Annotated in this window: 17 protein-coding genes; 6 read left to right on the forward strand and 11 right to left on the reverse strand. The window is 68.5% G+C overall.

The features are described from left to right. Nucleotides 1-10 precede the first annotated feature (10 nt). Nucleotides 11-781, reverse strand: coding sequence for a class I SAM-dependent methyltransferase (locus tag CIK77_RS14935; protein ID WP_087054938.1), 771 nt, complete (start codon nt 779-781; stop codon nt 11-13). A 97-nt stretch (nt 782-878) separates the two neighbouring features. Then, nucleotides 879-2,450: a molybdopterin-dependent oxidoreductase gene (locus CIK77_RS14940; protein ID WP_087054937.1), complete on the reverse strand. Its 1,572-nt coding sequence runs from the start codon at nt 2,448-2,450 to the stop codon at nt 879-881. Between the two features lie 291 nt (nt 2,451-2,741). Here CIK77_RS14940 and CIK77_RS14945 point away from each other — a divergent pair, with 291 nt between their 5' ends. Then, on the forward strand, nt 2,742-4,052 hold the full coding sequence (locus CIK77_RS14945) for a M20/M25/M40 family metallo-hydrolase (RefSeq protein ID WP_087054936.1): 1,311 nt from the start codon (nt 2,742-2,744) through the stop codon (nt 4,050-4,052). A 159-nt stretch (nt 4,053-4,211) separates the two neighbouring features. Here the strand turns inward: CIK77_RS14945 and CIK77_RS14950 are convergent, their stop codons facing one another. From CIK77_RS14950 to CIK77_RS14960, 3 genes are all read right to left on the reverse strand, one after another. After that, nucleotides 4,212-4,310, reverse strand: a complete 99-nt coding sequence (locus CIK77_RS14950) for a 30S ribosomal protein bS22 (RefSeq protein WP_003792170.1) — start codon at nt 4,308-4,310, stop codon at nt 4,212-4,214. 299 nt (nt 4,311-4,609) lie between these two features. Next, nucleotides 4,610-4,813 carry a helix-turn-helix domain-containing protein gene (locus CIK77_RS14955; RefSeq protein ID WP_087054935.1) on the reverse strand — a complete coding sequence of 68 codons (204 nt, stop codon included), beginning with the start codon at nt 4,811-4,813 and terminating at the stop codon, nt 4,610-4,612. Nucleotides 4,814-4,922: 109 nt separating this feature from the next. After that, nucleotides 4,923-5,861, reverse strand: coding sequence for a TetR/AcrR family transcriptional regulator (locus CIK77_RS14960; RefSeq protein ID WP_087054934.1), 939 nt, complete (start codon nt 5,859-5,861; stop codon nt 4,923-4,925). Nucleotides 5,862-5,946: 85 nt separating this feature from the next. Between CIK77_RS14960 and CIK77_RS14965 the strand changes: the two genes are divergently transcribed. From CIK77_RS14965 to fmdA, 3 genes are read left to right on the forward strand one after another with little or no spacing between them, the layout of a single operon-like run. Further along, on the forward strand, nt 5,947-6,888 hold the full coding sequence (locus tag CIK77_RS14965) for an ATP-binding cassette domain-containing protein (RefSeq protein ID WP_087054933.1): 942 nt from the start codon (nt 5,947-5,949) through the stop codon (nt 6,886-6,888). Beyond that, entirely contained in the window at nt 6,885-7,706 is an 822-nt protein-coding gene (locus CIK77_RS14970) for an ABC transporter permease (protein ID WP_087054932.1), read from the forward strand. The genes CIK77_RS14965 and CIK77_RS14970 overlap by 4 nt, the downstream gene beginning before the upstream one ends. Beyond that, entirely contained in the window at nt 7,673-8,722 is a 1,050-nt protein-coding gene (gene fmdA / locus CIK77_RS14975) for a formamidase (RefSeq protein ID WP_249268586.1), read from the forward strand. The genes CIK77_RS14970 and fmdA overlap by 34 nt, the downstream gene beginning before the upstream one ends. 21 nt (nt 8,723-8,743) lie before the next feature. Here the strand turns inward: fmdA and CIK77_RS14980 are convergent, their stop codons facing one another. From CIK77_RS14980 to CIK77_RS15000, 5 genes are all read right to left on the reverse strand, one after another. Then, the gene (locus tag CIK77_RS14980) at nt 8,744-9,349 is read right to left on the reverse strand and encodes a response regulator transcription factor (protein ID WP_212647485.1); all 606 of its coding nucleotides are present in this window, start codon (nt 9,347-9,349) and stop codon (nt 8,744-8,746) included. Beyond that, the gene (locus CIK77_RS14985; protein ID WP_087054929.1) at nt 9,346-10,530 is read right to left on the reverse strand and encodes a sensor histidine kinase; all 1,185 of its coding nucleotides are present in this window, start codon (nt 10,528-10,530) and stop codon (nt 9,346-9,348) included. Before CIK77_RS14985 ends, CIK77_RS14980 begins: the two co-directional genes overlap by 4 nt. 88 nt (nt 10,531-10,618) lie before the next feature. After that, nucleotides 10,619-11,383, reverse strand: a complete 765-nt coding sequence (locus tag CIK77_RS14990; RefSeq protein ID WP_087054928.1) for an ABC transporter permease — start codon at nt 11,381-11,383, stop codon at nt 10,619-10,621. Then, a complete protein-coding gene (locus tag CIK77_RS14995) occupies nt 11,380-12,342 on the reverse strand; it encodes an ABC transporter ATP-binding protein (RefSeq protein WP_087054927.1) in 963 nt (320 codons plus the stop codon). Before CIK77_RS14995 ends, CIK77_RS14990 begins: the two co-directional genes overlap by 4 nt. 230 nt (nt 12,343-12,572) lie before the next feature. Then, entirely contained in the window at nt 12,573-12,992 is a 420-nt protein-coding gene (locus CIK77_RS15000; RefSeq protein ID WP_087054926.1) for an ArsR/SmtB family transcription factor, read from the reverse strand. 86 nt (nt 12,993-13,078) lie between these two features. Here CIK77_RS15000 and CIK77_RS15005 point away from each other — a divergent pair, with 86 nt between their 5' ends. Together CIK77_RS15005 and CIK77_RS15010 are read left to right on the forward strand one after the other, a co-directional pair. After that, on the forward strand, nt 13,079-14,551 hold the full coding sequence (locus tag CIK77_RS15005; protein ID WP_441895042.1) for a TrkH family potassium uptake protein: 1,473 nt from the start codon (nt 13,079-13,081) through the stop codon (nt 14,549-14,551). A 33-nt stretch (nt 14,552-14,584) separates the two neighbouring features. Beyond that, on the forward strand, nt 14,585-15,256 hold the full coding sequence (locus CIK77_RS15010) for a potassium channel family protein (RefSeq protein WP_087054925.1): 672 nt from the start codon (nt 14,585-14,587) through the stop codon (nt 15,254-15,256). Between the two features lie 102 nt (nt 15,257-15,358). Here the strand turns inward: CIK77_RS15010 and CIK77_RS15015 are convergent, their stop codons facing one another. Beyond that, a complete protein-coding gene (locus tag CIK77_RS15015) occupies nt 15,359-16,054 on the reverse strand; it encodes a potassium channel family protein (protein ID WP_170934125.1) in 696 nt (231 codons plus the stop codon). Nucleotides 16,055-16,075 lie beyond the last annotated feature (21 nt).

A 16,075-nucleotide genomic window follows, 5' to 3' on the forward strand; every position in this document is an offset into this window, starting at 1 on the left:
GCATGTGGCGTCAGGTGAGCGCGCCGGAAGCCGGCTTCCTCGCCTCGATGAGGTGGCGCGTGGAGTGGGCGATGAAGGGGCCGTCGGCCTCGATGCGTCGGTGCAGGTCGCGCAGGCGATCGAGATGCGCGTCGACGGTGAACCCCGGCACCCACCAGATCACCTTGCGCAGCAGGTAGACCACGGCGGCGATGTCGCGGATCTCGATGCGCAGCGTCGCGGTGCGCAGGTCGATGATCTCCAGTCCTGCCGCCTGTGCTGCGGCGGCCTCGACCTCGGGTCGACGACCCTGCCGCGCCTCCGGCTGCGGACCCAGGAAGAACTCGATCAGTTCGAACGCACTGGCGGGACCGACATGCTGGGCGAAGTAGGTGCCGTCCGTCTGGAGCACGCGCGCGATCTCCTCCCACCAGATCGTCGCAGGGTGCCTGCTGGTGACCAGGTCGAAGGCGCCGTCGGCGAAAGGCAGCGGCGGCTCATCCGGGTCGGCGACGATCGCGACTCCGCGCGGATGCAGCAGCCGCGTGGCGTGCGCGACGTTCGGCGGCCACGACTCGGTCGCAACGGCGACCGGCGGGAAGCTCTCGGCCTCGGCGAGCACCTCTCCCCCGCCGGTCTGGATGTCCAGCGACGCCGAAGCGCTCCGCAGACGTTCGGCGAGCAGACGTGCGTAGCCCCACCCCGGCCGTTCCTCGGCAGCTCGGCCGTTCAACCAGGAGAAGTCCCATCCGGTGACATCGGCAGCCCGTCCCTCCTCGATCAGCTCCTCAAACGCGCCCATAGGACGATTCTCACAGCTGGGCCGCTCACCTGACGCCAGATGTTGATTGAGCGCCGCGTGACCGACATCTGGCGTCAGGCGAGCGCGCCGAAGGCCCTCAGCTCGCCTGCACCACGACGCTGTGCCAGCCGCTCGCACCGTCGGGTGCGGGCGGGGCGACCGCGTCGGTCTGGCGTTCGCCGTCGGTGCTCGTGGCTCGGCAGCGGATGGTGTGGTTTCCGGGTTCGGCCGTCCACGGCAGCGACCACTGCACCCACGTGTCGTCGGAGATCGCGGTCGCAAGCGACGCGGACTGCCACGGCCCGTCGTCGATCTGCACCTCGACTCCGGCTACTCCGGTATGCGGCTGCCAGGCGACTCCGGCGACGACCTGCTCACCCACGGCGACATCGCGCTGGCGCGGCACGTCGATGCGGGACTGCAGTTTGATCGGGCCGCGCTCCGACCAGCCGCGGTCCGTCCAGTAGGCGCGAGCGCTGTCGAAGCGCGTCACCTCGAGCTCGACGACCCACTTCGTCGCCGACACGTAGCCGTACAGGCCAGGCACGACCATCCGGACGGGGAAGCCGTGCTCCAGAGGCAGCGGCTCGCCGTTCATCCCCACCGCCAGCAGCGCGTCGCGGTCGTCGGTGAGCGCCTCGAGCGGCGTGCCCGCGGTGAACCCGTCGTGCGAGCGCGAGAGCACCATGTCCGCCTCGGGCAGCGGCACCGCACGCGCGAGCAGCTCCCGGATGGGATGGCCCAGCCACACGGCGTTGCCGACGAGCGATCCGCCGACCTGGTTCGACACGCAGGAGAGCGTGACGACGCTTTCGGAGAGCGGCAGGGCGAGAAGCTCGTCCCAGGTGATGGTGATCTCGTTCTCGACGAGGCCGTGGATGCGCAGCGACCACGTGGCCGGGTCGACCTCCGGAACCACGATCGCCGTGTCGATGCGGTAGAAGTCGGCATTGGGCGTGACGACTCTGGCGAGCCCGTCGATGTTCAGCTCAGCGGCATCCGGGATCGTGGCCGTCGCCTGCGCCGCCGGGAGCGTGACCGCGTCGCGCAGCGCCTTCACGGCTTGGCCGCCCGCCCGGACCCCCGTGGCCACCGCCGTGCCGATCACACCGAGGAGGGTGGCTGCGGCGCTGCCGATCAGGAAGCCTCGGCGCGAGAGCGGGTCGCCCGTCTCGCCTGCCTGATGGGGCGGCAGAAGCAGCCCGAGTGTCACGAAGGCGAGCGCGCCGGCGACGAGCGACGGCGCCCAGAACAGTTCCGGAGCGTTCACGCGAGTGGCCGCAGCCGCGATGCCCGCGGCACCGAGGAGCGCGACGATCGATCGGCCGAGGAAGGGTACGCGTCGCTCGACGAGGCCCGCCGCCGCGCCGACCAGGAGCAGTACGATCGCGATGCCGACGAGGAGCGCGTTCTTGTCGTTGGTGTAGAACAGCGCGATCGCGAGATCCTTCGCCCACGCCGGCGCGAGGTCGACGGCGACGGCTCCGATCGCGCCGAACGGGCTCGCCTCACTGGCGAACAGCGCGGCGAGCAGCTCGCCGACCCCGGCCGCGGCGATGACCGACACGAGCCCGGCGACCACGGCGCGCCCCGCGCGTGCTCTACCGCCCCGCAGCGTCGGCCCTGGTGCATCCGGTGCCTCCCGCACGCCGCTCTCCGCCTCGTTCATGACCTGAAACTACCGCTCTCGCCTACGCGCGCCCGCAATCCTTACAGCCTCGAAACATTCGGCACCCCGCTGCCGAGATGCGCCGATATCGCCGAGATGCGCCGTTGTGGTCGATCAGACGAACCGCAACGGCGCATCTCGTGGTCCGCGCTGGCCCACCCCGCGCGCGATGCCCGAGACGAGTACAACCGGGCGAGACGAGTACGATTCCACCGATTCCGGGCGAAACCCGAACGGTCATACTCATCCCGGCGGGGAAGCCGTGCCCGCGCGTGCCTCTACGGTGGAAGGATGCGCACTTCGGTTGAGGACGAGGCCGTCGATTTCGTCAGGGAGCTGATCCGGATCGATTCGGTCAACACGGGCGACCCGGCCACGATCGGCGACGGCGAGACGCGGGCGGCGCGGTTCGTGCAGGCGAAGCTCGAGGAGGTCGGGATCGCCACGACTTTCGTCGAACCGGTCCCCGGACGGGGAAGCGTCGTCGCACGTATGCTTGGCAGCGATCCGGATGCCGAGGCCCTCATCGTGCACGCCCATCTCGACGTGGTTCCCGTCGACGCCGAGAACTGGACCCATCCGCCGTTCGGCGCGGAGATCCACGACGGCATGCTCTACGGTCGCGGCGCTGTCGATATGAAGAACTTCGCCGGCGTCATCCTCGCGATCGCGCGCGACCTCGCTCGCGCAGGCACACTGCCCCGGCGTGATCTCATCTTCGCCTTCCTCGCCGATGAGGAGGCGGGAGGCACCTGGGGTGCGAAGTGGCTCGTGGAGAACCGGCCGGAGCTGTTCGACGGCGCAGGCGATGCGATCAGCGAGGTCGGCGGCTTCTCCGTGCCGATCCTGCCCGACCGGCGCGCGTACCTGCTCGCGACAGCGGAGAAGGGCGTGGGTCACGTGGGGCTGACCGCTCACGGCGAAGCGGGTCACGGCTCGAGGCCGCGGCCCACCGACGCCGTCACGCGACTCGCCGGCGCCGCCGCGCGCATCGGCGAGCACCGCTTCCCCGTCGTGCGCACACAGGCACTCGACGCATTCCTGCGGGTCGTCGGCGAGGCCCGAGGCGCCCAGTTCACCGACGATGGCCTCGACGCTCAGCTCGACGAACTCGGCTTCACCGGCCGACTGATCCAGGCTTCGGCGCGGCAGACCGCCGCCCCGACGGTGCTGCGAGCAGGCGGCAAGTTCAACGTGATCCCGGCCGCAGCGCACGCGCAGCTCGACGTGCGGGCACTGCCTGGCAGCGAGGACGAGCTGCGCGCCGAGCTCCTCCGCCTCGCCGGCGAGGACATCGACCTCGACTGGGACATCTCGATCTCGCCGATCTCCTCGCCTATCGACGCGGAATTCGTCGGAACGATCTCGCGCGCACTGGTCGAGGAGGATCCGGATGGCGTGGTCGTGCCGTACCTGCTGCCCGCGTCGACCGACAACAAGCACTTCGCGAAGCTGGGGGTGCGCGGCTACGGCTTCGTCCCGCTGCGCGTGCCGGACGACTTCGACGTGTACGGCCAGTTCCACGCCGCGGACGAGCGCGTTCCCGTCGATGCGCTCCGCTTCGCCGCCCGCACCACGCACCGGATCCTCACCACGGCATAGCGCGCGCACCCGCACAACTCTTCATTTCTGGCACATCTCCGGTGCTGCACCCACCCGGAGATGTGCCAGAAATGAAGAAAAGGCGGACGCGGAGGCGGACGCGCGCGCACCAAAAACGCCGGGCCCGAACGGGCACCGGCGTGATTGGACTCGTCGCAGTTACTTCTTGTTGCGACGCTGGTGGCGAGTCTTACGAAGCAGTTTGCGGTGCTTCTTCTTCGCCATGCGCTTGCGGCGCTTCTTGATGACTGAACCCACGGAAACCTCGCTATGTCTAGGGGCTGGACGCTCGGCACCCATCAGGTGCCGACGTCCGGGAACGGGCACGGCAGGTAAAAGTGCCTCGGACGATCCTAGCGCATCCACCCGCCACACTTGTCACCGGACGGTCAGGCACACGAATGTGCGACGCAGTTCCCGCACAGATCGAGCTCGATCGCATCCGGATGCTCACATCCCGAACCGCGCGCGTTCTCGACGAATCCGCGTCGAGAACGGTGCATTTCGGCGAGAAGTGCGCATCTCGGCAACGGAGTGCGAGGCCGAGCGCGTGCGGGTCAGCCGGCGAGGTTGTCGCGGTTGTCGAGCGGGGATTCGAGAGCGGCAGTGACCGCCGACTCGGGAACGCGGTAGCTGCGGCCGAAGCGCACGGCGGGGAGATCGCCTGAGTGCACGAGACGGTACACGGTCATCTTGGAGACGCGCATGATGTCGGCGACCTCAGCGACCGTGAGAAAACGCACGTCGGGCAACTCAGCCATGTTGAAGTGATTCCTCCCCGGGATCTAACCACTCACTCTAGGGGCAGAATACGGCTCATGTAAACCCGAGTGACCAGCGTGAATCACGAACCGTTATCTTCCTCGAGCCCTACGGCGTCGCACGCTCCCGTGCCTCGCGCAGCGCCAGCCGTTGCTGCTTGCGCGCCTGGCGCAGCAGCTTCTCCGCCTGACGCACGCCCTTCTCCGCCTCAGCCGTGGCCTTCACCGCAGTTCGATAGCGCTTGTCGTCGGCGACGTCCGCATCATCCGGCTCCGCCCATTCGGGAACGAGCGCGGCCGGAGCACCGCTCTCGCGGCCGGCGAGGTACGCGGAGACGCCGTCGAGCAGCCTGTCGACCCCGAAGCGGAACGGATCGTGCTCCGACACGAAGACGCCCGCGTCGATCGCGGCACGCAGGCGCGGGTATTCGTCAGCCGAGATGACCGCGTCGAACAATGCGCTCTCCCGCTCGGCGATCTCCTGCGCCGACAGCCCCGTGCGCCGCTCCTGATCCGAGTACCCCGCGACCACCATGCCGTTCCAGCGCGCGCTCCCGCTGACGGCGAGGACGATCGCGATGCGCTCGTCGCTCTCGAAGGGAAGCCCCTCGAGCGCGGTCAGCCCTGCCTCGACCCACAACGAGCCGTTCGGCGTGACCGGCGAGCCGCTGATCGGCAGCGACAGCAGCCACGGATGCCGGATGAACACCCCGACCTGTTCGCGGAACAGCACGAGGAGCTTCTCCCGCCAGCCATCGACCTCGCGAAAGTCGCCGGACGGGGGCCCTGTCGCCTCCTCCTGCATCAGCAGCAGGAGATCATCCTTGGCGCTGACGTAGCGGTACAGCGACATCGGAGTGAACCCGAGCCGCTTGGCCACCGCGGCCATCGACACCGCGCCGAGCCCCTCCGCATCGGCGAGCTCCACCGCCGTCTCGACGATGCGCTCCACACTCATCTCGCGCTTCGGACCGCGCTGCGGATTCGCTGCCACGCCCCACGCGAGCGCGATGCCGCGCGGGAGCTCGACGGGTTCGGAATCATCCATACTCAGAATCCTACGTTGTGTACGTTATAAACAGTGTGTTACCGTCATAAACAGTTTCATGCATACACAGAACGAAAGGATCCTCATGACCGCCGTCATCGATGTGCACGGCCTGCGCAAGGGCTTCGGGCCGCACACCGTGCTCGACGGGATCGACCTGCGCGTCGCGCCCGGAGAGATCTTCGCCCTGCTCGGCCCCAACGGCGCGGGCAAGACCACCATGATCAACGTGCTGACGACGCTGGCGCAGCCCGACTCGGGGACAGCCTTCGTCGCCGGCTGCGACGTGCTCCGCTCGCCGGACGCCGTCAGAGCGCGCATCGCGCTGACTGGGCAGTCGGCCGCGGTCGACGAGGCGCTCGGCGCGCACGAGAACCTCGTCATGTTCTGCCGCCTGTCCGGCCTCGGCCGCGGCGCAGCCCATGCTCGCGCGGACGAACTCCTCGTCGACTTCGGCCTCACTGATGCCGCTCGACGTCGCGTCGCCACGTTCTCCGGCGGCATGCGCCGTCGCCTCGACCTCGCGTTGAGCCTCGTCGTTCAGCCCGAGGTGCTGTTCCTCGATGAGCCGACGACAGGGCTCGACACACGCAGCCGTCGCGAGCTGTGGGGCATGATCTCCTCTTTCGCCGCGAACGGCACCACCGTGTTCCTCACCACGCAGTACCTCGAGGAGGCCGACGAACTCGCCGACCGGATCGCCGTGCTCTCGGACGGAGCGATCGTCGCGCTGGGCACGGCTCGCGAGCTGAAGCAGCGCGTCGGCGGCGCCACTATCGAGCTCCACGGCGACGACGGCGTCCTGTTGCAGAAGCTGTCGACCGACGGCACGGCCTCGGGCGTACGACGCGCCCTCGAAGAACTCGATGACTCGACCGCCGACACGAACCTCGCCGACGCCGCGGTCTCCCTGCGCCGGCCCACGCTCGACGACGTCTTCCTCGCGCTGACGGATCCGGATGCACGCTCCGCAGGCCGCAGCAACGCCGACACCCACAGCGACCTCACGAAGGAGCCGACCGCATGACCTCTCTCACCACTGAAGCCGTCCGCGAGACCGCACCGGCGATCTCCATCCGGCACCGACCGCCAGGCCTCACTGCAGAGCTCGTGTTCATCGGCCGCGCCATGAGGCATTCGTTCCGCGACGCCGAATCGGTGCTGATGTCGATTCTGCTTCCCGTGATGCTGATGCTGCTGTTCACCTACGTCTTCGGCGGCGCCATCGACCCGACGGGCGGCTATGTGAACTTCGTGGTGCCCGGCACGATTCTGACGTGCGCTGGATTCGGCGCCGCAACGACGGCGACATTCGTGGCCAACGACATGCGCCGGGGCATCATCGACAGGTTCCGGACGATGCCGGTCAGAGCGAGCGCTGTGCTGACAGGGCACGTGGTGGCGAGCCTGATCCGCAACCTGCTCGCCACGGCCGTGGTCATCCTCGTCGCGCTGGCGATCGGCTTCCGGCCCGAGGCCGGACTGGGCGGATGGCTCGCCGCGTTCGGCATCATCGCGCTGTGGATCCTCGCGATCACCTACTTGTTCGCCGCGATCGGCCTGGCGGCCGGTTCACCGGAAGCGGCCACCGGATACGGGTTCATCCTGCTGTTCCTGCCCTATCTGTCCAGCGGGTTCGTGCAGCTGAACACGCTCCCTGATTGGCTTCGCCCCGTGGCCGAGTTCCAGCCGGCCACACCCGTGAGCGACACGATCCGGGGCGCGCTGATGAGCTCGGACCCCGCAATGCAGCCGATGTGGTCGCTGGTGTGGTGCGTCGGCATCCTGATCGTCGCCGTCGCATGGGGCGGATGGCTCTTCGCCCGCAAGTCCGCGCGTCGCTGACGAAGCCTGGCGACCTGCTCATCGTCGACATCCTCGACGTCGGGCCGATCCCCGGCGAGGATTCCGGCCCGCTCGCCGGTCAGGGCTGGGGCTGCACCGGCATCTTCTCCCGCAACAACGGCGGCGGCTTCCTGACAGAGCAGTTCCCCGACGCGTACAAGGCGATCTGGGACTTCCATGGCCAGGTCGCCTCGTCCCGCCACGTTCCGGGCGTCTCGTTCGAAGGCCTCATCCACCCCGGCCTGATGGGCACGGCACCGTCTGCGGAGCTGCTGGCGAAGTGGAACAAGCGGGAGGGCGACCTGATCGCCACCGATCCCGACCGTGTTCCGCCGCTGGCGCTGCCTCCGCAGCCGATCAGCGCTCTGCTCGGCTCCCTCACCGGCACCGAACACGACCGCGTCGCCGGCGAGGCCGCCCGCACCGCTCCCCCGCGCGAGAACGGCGGCAACCAGGACATCAAGAACCTGTCGAAGGGAACGCGCGTGTTCTATCCCGTCTTCGTCGACGGCGCGAACCTGTCGCTCGGCGACCTGCACTTCTCGCAGGGCGACGGCGAGATCACGTTCTGCGGCGCGATCGAGATGGGCGGGTTCATCGACCTGCACGTCGACGTCATCCCGAACGGGATGGAGCTCTACGGCGTCACCGAGAACGCCATCTTCATGCCGGGCCGCGTCGACCCGCGCTTCAGCGAGTGGATCGCGTTCTCCGGAACCTCCGTCACGCTCGACGGTGAGCAGCGGTACCTCGACTCGCACCTGTCGTACCAGCGGGCCTGCCTGCACGCGATCGACTATCTCACCAAGTTCGGCTACAACCCCGAGCAGGCCTACCTGCTGCTCGGGGCCGCACCGATCGAGGGGCGCCTGTCCGGCGTCGTCGACATCCCGAACTCGTGCTCGACCGTGTACATTCCGACGGCGATCTTCGACTTCGACGTGAGCCCGTCGGCGAGCGGCCCGACGCAGATCGACCCCGGCATCGGCGCCCCGCGCTCGGCGAACGCCGCATAGCGCACCCGCCCGCGACCGCGACTACAGCCAGCCGCGGTCGCGGGCGATGCGGGCGGCCTCCACGCGGGTGGCCGCCCCTGTCTTCGCGATCGCCGCGCTGGCATAGTTGCGCACTGTGCCGGCCGACAGGTGCACCGCAGCCGCCACCTGAGCGACGGGTGCCCCGTCGACCGAAGCGAGAAGCACGTCCCGCTCGCGATCGGTCAGCGGATTCGCCCCGTCGAGCAGCGACTCGGTCGCCAGCGCAGGATCGATCACCCGCTCACCGGCGTGCACCCGCCTCACCGCCTCCGCGAGCTCCCCCGATGGGGTGTCCTTCACGACGAAGCCGCCAGCGCCCGCTTCCAGTGCCCTGCGGACATAGCCCGGCCGTCCGAACGTGGTGACGATGATGCTCCGGATGTGCGGAAGCGCGGTTCGCAGTGCGGCCGTCGCTTCGATTCCGTCGGCGCCCGGCATCTCCACGTCGAGCAGGCACACGTCGACGTCCGCCTCACGCGCGGCGTCGATCACCTCATCGCCTCGACTCACCTGGGCAGCGACCTCGATGTCGGGTTCGAGGCCCAGCAGCGCGGCGAGCGCACCGCGCACGAGGGCCTGGTCGTCCGCCAGAAGGATTCGGATCACCAGTGCACCTCCACGCGCGTGCCAGGACCGTCCCCGGCACCGCTGTCGTACGCATCGCCCACTTCGAGACTGGCACCTGCGACTTCGACGCGTTCTCTGAGACCGCGCATGCCCCCGGCGACGACCTCCGGCGGGATGCCCTGCCCATCGTCATCGATCACGATGCCGTCGGCATGCAGCCGCACGGTGCAGTGTCGCGCGTGCGAGTGCCTGACGACGTTCGTGATCGCCTCGCGCAGCACCCATGCCACCACGATGCGGTACCTGGGGTCGACCGCGTCAGCCTCCGTCGGGAGATCCGGTTCGATTCCGGCAGCGCGCAGCGCCTCGTCTGCCGCCGCCAGCTCGTCGCCCAGGCGCGCGACCCTCAGCCCGGAGACCGTCGCACGCACCTCGGCGAGCGCCTCGCGCGACAGACTCCGGATCTGCGCGAGCTCGGCCTTCGCACGCTCAGGATCGATGTCGACCAGCCGTTCCGCCAGCTCGGATTTGACGGTCACGATGGTCAGGCTGTGGCCGAGCACATCGTGCACGTCGCGGGCCACGCGCTCACGCTCTGCGACGAGCGCCGTCTGCCGTTCCACGACCTCGTGCTGCTCCTGCGCCGCGTTGATCAGCCGGATGACGCCGGTGAAGATGAACACGATCGCCGGAGGCACGTACAGCACGGCGTACTCGATGAAACCATCTGGAGTGAGTGCGAGGACGACGGTCAGCAGGAGGTGCTGCGCGAGCAGCAGCGTGACGGCCAGCAGGATCGCCCGCCTGGGCGTACCGGAGAACATCGCGATCGAGATCAGGAACGCCCCGGCCCCGAGCGCTCCCGGCCCGACGAGCACTGCGGCTGCCGCCATCAGCGCCACCATCACCGCGAGCCCGATGTACCCGCGCCGACTCGCGATGGCCCAGCTCTCCGACCGGATCATCCACATGTACACGACGATGTAGGTGAGTGCGTAGACGATCAGCAGCCCCGTGGCGATCAGACGCTGCGGCTCGGAGACCGCTGCCTCCCACGCCGCGCTGATCGGGAACAGCATGAACACGACCCACACCGCGCCCAGCACCCACGCGAACCGCGCCCACGGCTCGCGCTGGTCGTGCGTGCTCACGGCATCGCCGCCGCGCGCGAGCGCGCCGTCACTGCGCGCACCGGTTGGCACCTCGCTCGTCTCAGCCATCGATCCTCACAGCCTCCGACTCCCCATGGTGCCAGTCCAGCCCATCTCGACCCGGGATACAACGCACTCGATCCGGCTTGTGCCCGCTCTACTGCCTGGCGCGGCCGCGGCGCGAGATGAGGATCGTCGCGACCACGAAGACGATCGCCCAGGCGCCGATGTTCAGGATCGGCACCCACAGTTCGTCGTGCGGCGGCTCACCCGTGCCCGTCAGCGAGGCGAGGTATCCGTCGGTGAGCGGGTATCTGGCCAGTGCGACGAGGCCGTACAGCGGCGTGAACCGTGCGATGTCGAGCAGCACGCCCTCGAGCGGGAAGAACAGGTTTCCGAGGAACGCCAGGATGACGAGCGAACCGCTCGCCGCGCCGACCGCGCCCTCGCTGCGGAACAGCAGCCCAGCCAGCAGTCCGAAGAACGAGAACATCGCGGCGCCGAGGAGCACGACGAGGCCGCTGACGATCCACACCTCGGCGGTGGCTTCTGCGCCGGTGGCCGCACCGATGATGTAGATCAGCACCACGGGGATGATCGCGATCACGAACCCGACAGCGGCCTTCGTGACGACGCGCTGTGCATCGCTCATCGGCGTCAGTCCGAGCTGGCGCCCCCATCCCTGCATCTGCTCCACCGCGGCGACGCCGCCGACACCCACCGTTGCGGTCACTGCACCGTAGGCGGCCATGCCGATCATGATGTAGGCCGCGACGTTGCCGTTGCCGATGTCGGTGGATCCGTAGTCCTGCGCCGCACCGAAGATGACGTACATGAACGCGGGCAGCACCGCCACGAAGAACATGGTGACGAAGTCGCGCGCGACGCGCTTGAGCTCGATGCCGAAGTAGGTGACGTTCATGATGCGTCCCGTTCCGTGATCATGCGGAACGCGTCATCCATGCTTCCCGCAGCTATTTCGAGGTCATGGGCGCCGATCTCGGTCAGCAGCGCCCTGGCGACGACGTCGGAGTCCGCCGCTCGGATGTCGAGGCGCCCGGCATTCGCGGTGACCTCGGAGACGCCGGACAGGGCCTCGACCGCCGCGACGGCCTCCGCCTGACGCTCAGGGGTGACGTAGGCCTGCACGCGGCGCCCCGTCGCGGCGGCCCTGATCTCGGCGGTCGTGCCGTCAGCGACGACGCGACCGCCTGCCACCATCACGATGCGCTGGGCGAACAGGTCGGCTTCCTCGAGGTAGTGCGTCGCGAAGATCACCGTGCGCCCGCTGCGCGCGTCCTCGCGCATCGTGTCCCAGAACGACCGGCGAGCCGACACGTCCATGCCCGCCGTGGGCTCATCCAGGATCAGCAGGTCGGGGTCGGGCAGCAGGGACAGCGCGAACCGCAGCCGCTGCTGCTCACCGCCCGAGCACTTCGACACCCGCCGCGCCCCGATCGCCATCACGTCGGCGCGTTCCATCACTTCGTCGACGGGCAGCGCGTCGGGGAAGGTCGAGGCGATCAGCGTCACGGTCTCGCGCACCGTCAGGTCGCGCAGCAGGCCGCCCGACTGCAGCACGGCGGACACGCGCCCCGCCGCCACAGCACGTCGGGGTGCTTCGCCGAACACCGCGATGTCGCCGTCGGTCGGAGCCGTGAGCCCGAGCATCATGTCGAGCGTCGTCGTCTTTCCCGCCCCGTTCGGCCCGAGCAGTGCGACGATCTCCCCCTGCCGGATGTCGAGGTCGAGCCGGTCGACGGCACGGAAGGTGCCGCCGCCCGTCCGGAACTCCTTCACGACGCCGCGCAGCGACACGGCGAGCGGCGCCGACGCCGCAGTTTTCGTCTGCACTGCTTCTGCCCGCAATGAATTCTCCATGCCGCAAGCTTCGCGGAGCCGCGTCCGCCGCCACGATCCCCCCACGTCACCCATCCGGAATGACAAATGTCACGCGCCGCCCGAGAAGAACGCCGCGAGGCGCGTGCTCACCTTCCTACGTCACGCGCAGGGCCCTGAGTGCGTGCAGCGCAAGTCCGACGAAGGAGGCGTGCTTTGCACGTCGACCAAGGAGAACGCCGCGAGGCGCGTGCTCAGACCCAGCGCAGTAGTCAGGAGGCGCCGAGGCGTTTGAGGGCGGACTGCACCACGTTCCTCGCACCTGCGGCAGCGCGGCCGATCGAGTCGGCGGCGCGCACTGCGGGCTCCGACAGGGTCGGCACGGCCATCGTGACCGCCTCATCCGCGATCTCCGACTCGTCGACGAAGAACGGCACGAGCCAGTCGTCGATCTCCTCGAGCGGCTGCGGCGCAAGGCTGTAGAACCGCCGCTGGCCGTCCTCTCTGACATGCACGAGATCGTTCTCGCGGAGCACCTTCAGATGCTTCGAGACGGTCGGCTGGCTCACGCCGAGTTCGCCCACGATCTGCGACACGCTGGTGCCGTCGTCAGGCTCCGACGCACGGCTCAGCAGGAACCGCAGGATGTCGCGTCGGGTGCCGTCCGCAATCACGTCGAAGATGTCCGCCATGTGGTTAGGTTAGCCGCCCCGCGACCCGAGTACCATGAGGAAGTCCTCGTCTGAGGGAGAGGACGTTCTCGTCCGAGGAGGTTCGCATGCCGACTGGCGCTTCTTCCGCGCCGTCCGATGCCGCGGGGCGCATGCGACCGATCATGCGAGCGATGTGGCACTGGTTCCGCGTCATCACCACCAGATCGCCGGCGCGCTTCGCGATTCTGGTGTTCGCTGCGCTGATTCTGGTGTTCACAACGCTGCTGGCGCTCCCGGTCGCAGCTGCGGACGGCACGGCGACTCCGCTCCCAGATGCACTGTTCACCGCGGTGTCGACGATCTGCGTCACCGGCCTGGTCAGCGTCGATATGACCGCGCATTGGTCGATCTTCGGCGAGATCGTCATCTTCATCGGCGTGAACATCGGCGGCATGGGGGCTCTCACGCTCGCGTCGATGCTGGGGCTGATCATCTCCAAGCGCATGGGCCTGCGCGCCAAGCTGATCGCCGCCGGCGACACGAACCCGCTGCGCGCACACGGCGGCGCCGTCTCGGAGTCGCAGGCGGTGCGCCTCGGCGATGTCGGCCTGCTGCTGCGCACCGTGGCGCTGTCGACGCTCATCGTCGAGCTGGTCGTCGCACTGCTCATCCTGCCGTCGACCCTCGCGCAGAACGTGCACTGGGTCGAGGGAACGTGGAACGCCATGACCTACGCGGCGATGTCGTTCACCAACACGGGCTTCACGCTGAATGCCGGTGGTCTCGACGTGTTCGCGAACGACTTCTACTTCCTCACCGTGGTGATGATCAGCGTGTTCATCGGGAGCCTCGGCTTCCCCGTGCTGCTTGCGCTCTCGCGCAACCTGAAGAGCCCGCGCAAGGCGCACCTGATCCGGCCGAGCACGTGGTCGCTGCACGTGAAGCTGACGATCGTCACGAGCGTGATCCTGCTGTTCGGCGGCGCGGGAGCGCTACTCCTCCTCGAATACGGCAATCCGGGCACGTTCGGGGCGATGCCCGCGGGCGAGACGGTGTTCCAGTCGCTGTTCATGTCGACCATGACCCGGTCGGGGGGCTTCTCCGTCGTCGACCAGGGCGAACTGTACGGCTCAGGAATGATCGTCGGCTCGATGCTGATGTTCATCGGCGGCGGGTCGGCATCGACGGCCGGCGGCATCAAGGTCACAACCCTCGCGGTGCTCGCGCTGGCCGTGTGGTCGGAGGCGCGAGGGCGCGTCTCGGTGCAGGCGTACGGGCGCCGGGTGCCGTCGGATGTGCAGCGCGTGGCCGTCGCGGTCCTCGCATGGGGCGCCACGATCGTCGCACTCGGCACGATCATCATCGCCCAGATCACCCACGCGCCGATCGCCGAGGTGCTGTTCGACGTGATCAGCGGCTTCGGCACCGTGGGCCTGTCGACCGGTCTGACCGAGAACCTGTCGACACCGGCGCTGATCGTCATGGCCGTGGTCATCTTCATGGGGCGCGTCGGCACCGTGACGCTGGCTGCCGCTGTCGCCGCAACGTCTCGCCAGCAGCACTACGCGTTCCCGGTCGAACGCCCGATCGTCGGCTGACGGTCACGGCGCCTTCGACGTAGGCTGGTCAGCATGGTTGAGCAGATTCGGGGTGACGCACCCGTCCTCGTGATCGGTCTCGGTCGGTTCGGTGCCGCGTGCTCAGGGGAGCTCGACCGGCTCGACCGCGATGTGCTCGCGATCGACGCCGATCTCGACCTCGTGCAGAAGTGGTCGGAGCGCGTCACGCACACCGTGCAGGCCGACGCGCGCAATCTCGACGCACTGAAGCAGATCGGCGCGGGCGACTTCCAGGTGGCGGTCGTCGCGATCGGCTCCTCCATCGAAGCGTCTGTGCTGATCACAGCGAACCTCGTCGACCTCGGCATCCCGCAGATCTGGGCGAAGGCCGTCTCCCATTCGCACGGCAAGATCCTCGCCCGCGTCGGTGCCAACCACATCGTCTACCCAGAACGCGAGGCGGGCGAGCGCGTGGCTCACCTCGTCGGCGGTCGGATGCTCGACTTCATCCGGTTCGACGACGACTTCGTGCTCACGAAGATGTATCCGCCCAAGTTCATCAGGGGCCGTGGTCTGAACGAGTCGGGCGTGCGGACGAAGTACCGCGTCACGATCGTCGGTGTGAAGAGCCCTGGCAAGCCGTTCCGCTACGCCGAGGCCAGCACCGTCGTCACCAACCACGACCTGATCATCGTGTCGGGGACGTCCGACGACGTCGAACGCTTCGCAAGCTTGGACCGCTGAGCGTCGCCGAGCGAGCGCCCGCGCGGCAGCCGTGCGCTTCGTTTGTGCCTTTGTCGTCGTCTGCGTCGTGGCAACCCAGCGCACGACGCAGACGAACGGGCCCTACTGCAGCTGCGCGAATCCTTCCACGCGCTTGGTGGGGCCCACAGCGAGCACGGTGTCACCAGGGCCCAGGGTCGTGGCGCTGTCGGCGTACTGCCACTCGCCCTCGCCCGAGCGCCATGCCGCGATGGTGACGCCGCGGCGCTTGCGCAGCTCCGTCTGACCCAGCGGCGTGCCCTGGATCTCGCTCGGGGCGGCGACCTTGACGAGCGCGTAGCCGTGGTCGATCTCGAGGTAGTCCTTGGCCGCGCCGCGCACGAGATGGGCGACACGACGCCCCATGTCCGCCTCGGGATACACGGTGTGGTGCACGCCGAGCTGCTCCAGGATCGTGCCGTGCTGCTCATCCCTGGCCTTGGCCCAGACGACCGGCCCGCCGAGCTTGAGCAGCATCGAGGTGACGAGGATCGACGCCTTCAGGTCGCCGGTGATCGCCACCACTGCTCGATCGAAGTCCTGCACGGCCAGCTGCCGCAGCACGTCCTCCTTCGACGCGTCGGCGCGCACGACCTGTGTGAGCTGCCCGTTCAGCGCCCGCACCGTATCCGGATCGGAGTCGATGCCGAGCACCTCCGTTCCCGACGCCATCAGCTCGAGCGCAACGGAGCGCCCGAACCGTCCGAGCCCGATCACGGCGACCGAATCGGCCTCGGCGATATGGCGGGACTTCTCCCCGAACGAGAGGAATGAACCCATGGATGTCGTCCTTTCTGCGCC

Origin of the sequence: Microbacterium sp. JB110, assembly GCF_003335195.1 — a bacterium.
GTDB lineage: Bacteria > Actinomycetota > Actinomycetes > Actinomycetales > Microbacteriaceae > Microbacterium.

Excerpts from the sequence above, each read along its gene's own strand:
- CIK77_RS15005 (WP_441895042.1), top strand. The coding sequence starts at position 13,079 with ATGCCGACTGGCGCTTCTTCCGCGCCGTCCGATGCCGCGGGGCGCATG.
- CIK77_RS15000 (WP_087054926.1), bottom strand. The coding sequence starts at position 12,992 with ATGGCGGACATCTTCGACGTGATTGCGGACGGCACCCGACGCGACATC.
- CIK77_RS14945 (WP_087054936.1), top strand. The coding sequence starts at position 2,742 with ATGCGCACTTCGGTTGAGGACGAGGCCGTCGATTTCGTCAGGGAGCTG.
- CIK77_RS14940 (WP_087054937.1), bottom strand. The coding sequence starts at position 2,450 with ATGAACGAGGCGGAGAGCGGCGTGCGGGAGGCACCGGATGCACCAGGG.
- CIK77_RS14970 (WP_087054932.1), top strand. The coding sequence starts at position 6,885 with ATGACCTCTCTCACCACTGAAGCCGTCCGCGAGACCGCACCGGCGATC.
- CIK77_RS14965 (WP_087054933.1), top strand. The coding sequence starts at position 5,947 with ATGACCGCCGTCATCGATGTGCACGGCCTGCGCAAGGGCTTCGGGCCG.
- CIK77_RS15015 (WP_170934125.1), bottom strand. The coding sequence starts at position 16,054 with ATGGGTTCATTCCTCTCGTTCGGGGAGAAGTCCCGCCATATCGCCGAG.
- CIK77_RS14985 (WP_087054929.1), bottom strand. The coding sequence starts at position 10,530 with ATGGCTGAGACGAGCGAGGTGCCAACCGGTGCGCGCAGTGACGGCGCG.
- CIK77_RS14990 (WP_087054928.1), bottom strand. The coding sequence starts at position 11,383 with ATGAACGTCACCTACTTCGGCATCGAGCTCAAGCGCGTCGCGCGCGAC.
- CIK77_RS14955 (WP_087054935.1), bottom strand. The coding sequence starts at position 4,813 with ATGGCTGAGTTGCCCGACGTGCGTTTTCTCACGGTCGCTGAGGTCGCC.
- CIK77_RS14995 (WP_087054927.1), bottom strand. The coding sequence starts at position 12,342 with ATGGAGAATTCATTGCGGGCAGAAGCAGTGCAGACGAAAACTGCGGCG.
- CIK77_RS14960 (WP_087054934.1), bottom strand. The coding sequence starts at position 5,861 with ATGGATGATTCCGAACCCGTCGAGCTCCCGCGCGGCATCGCGCTCGCG.
- fmdA (WP_249268586.1), top strand. The coding sequence starts at position 7,673 with ATGGCTCTTCGCCCGCAAGTCCGCGCGTCGCTGACGAAGCCTGGCGAC.
- CIK77_RS14935 (WP_087054938.1), bottom strand. The coding sequence starts at position 781 with ATGGGCGCGTTTGAGGAGCTGATCGAGGAGGGACGGGCTGCCGATGTC.
- CIK77_RS15010 (WP_087054925.1), top strand. The coding sequence starts at position 14,585 with ATGGTTGAGCAGATTCGGGGTGACGCACCCGTCCTCGTGATCGGTCTC.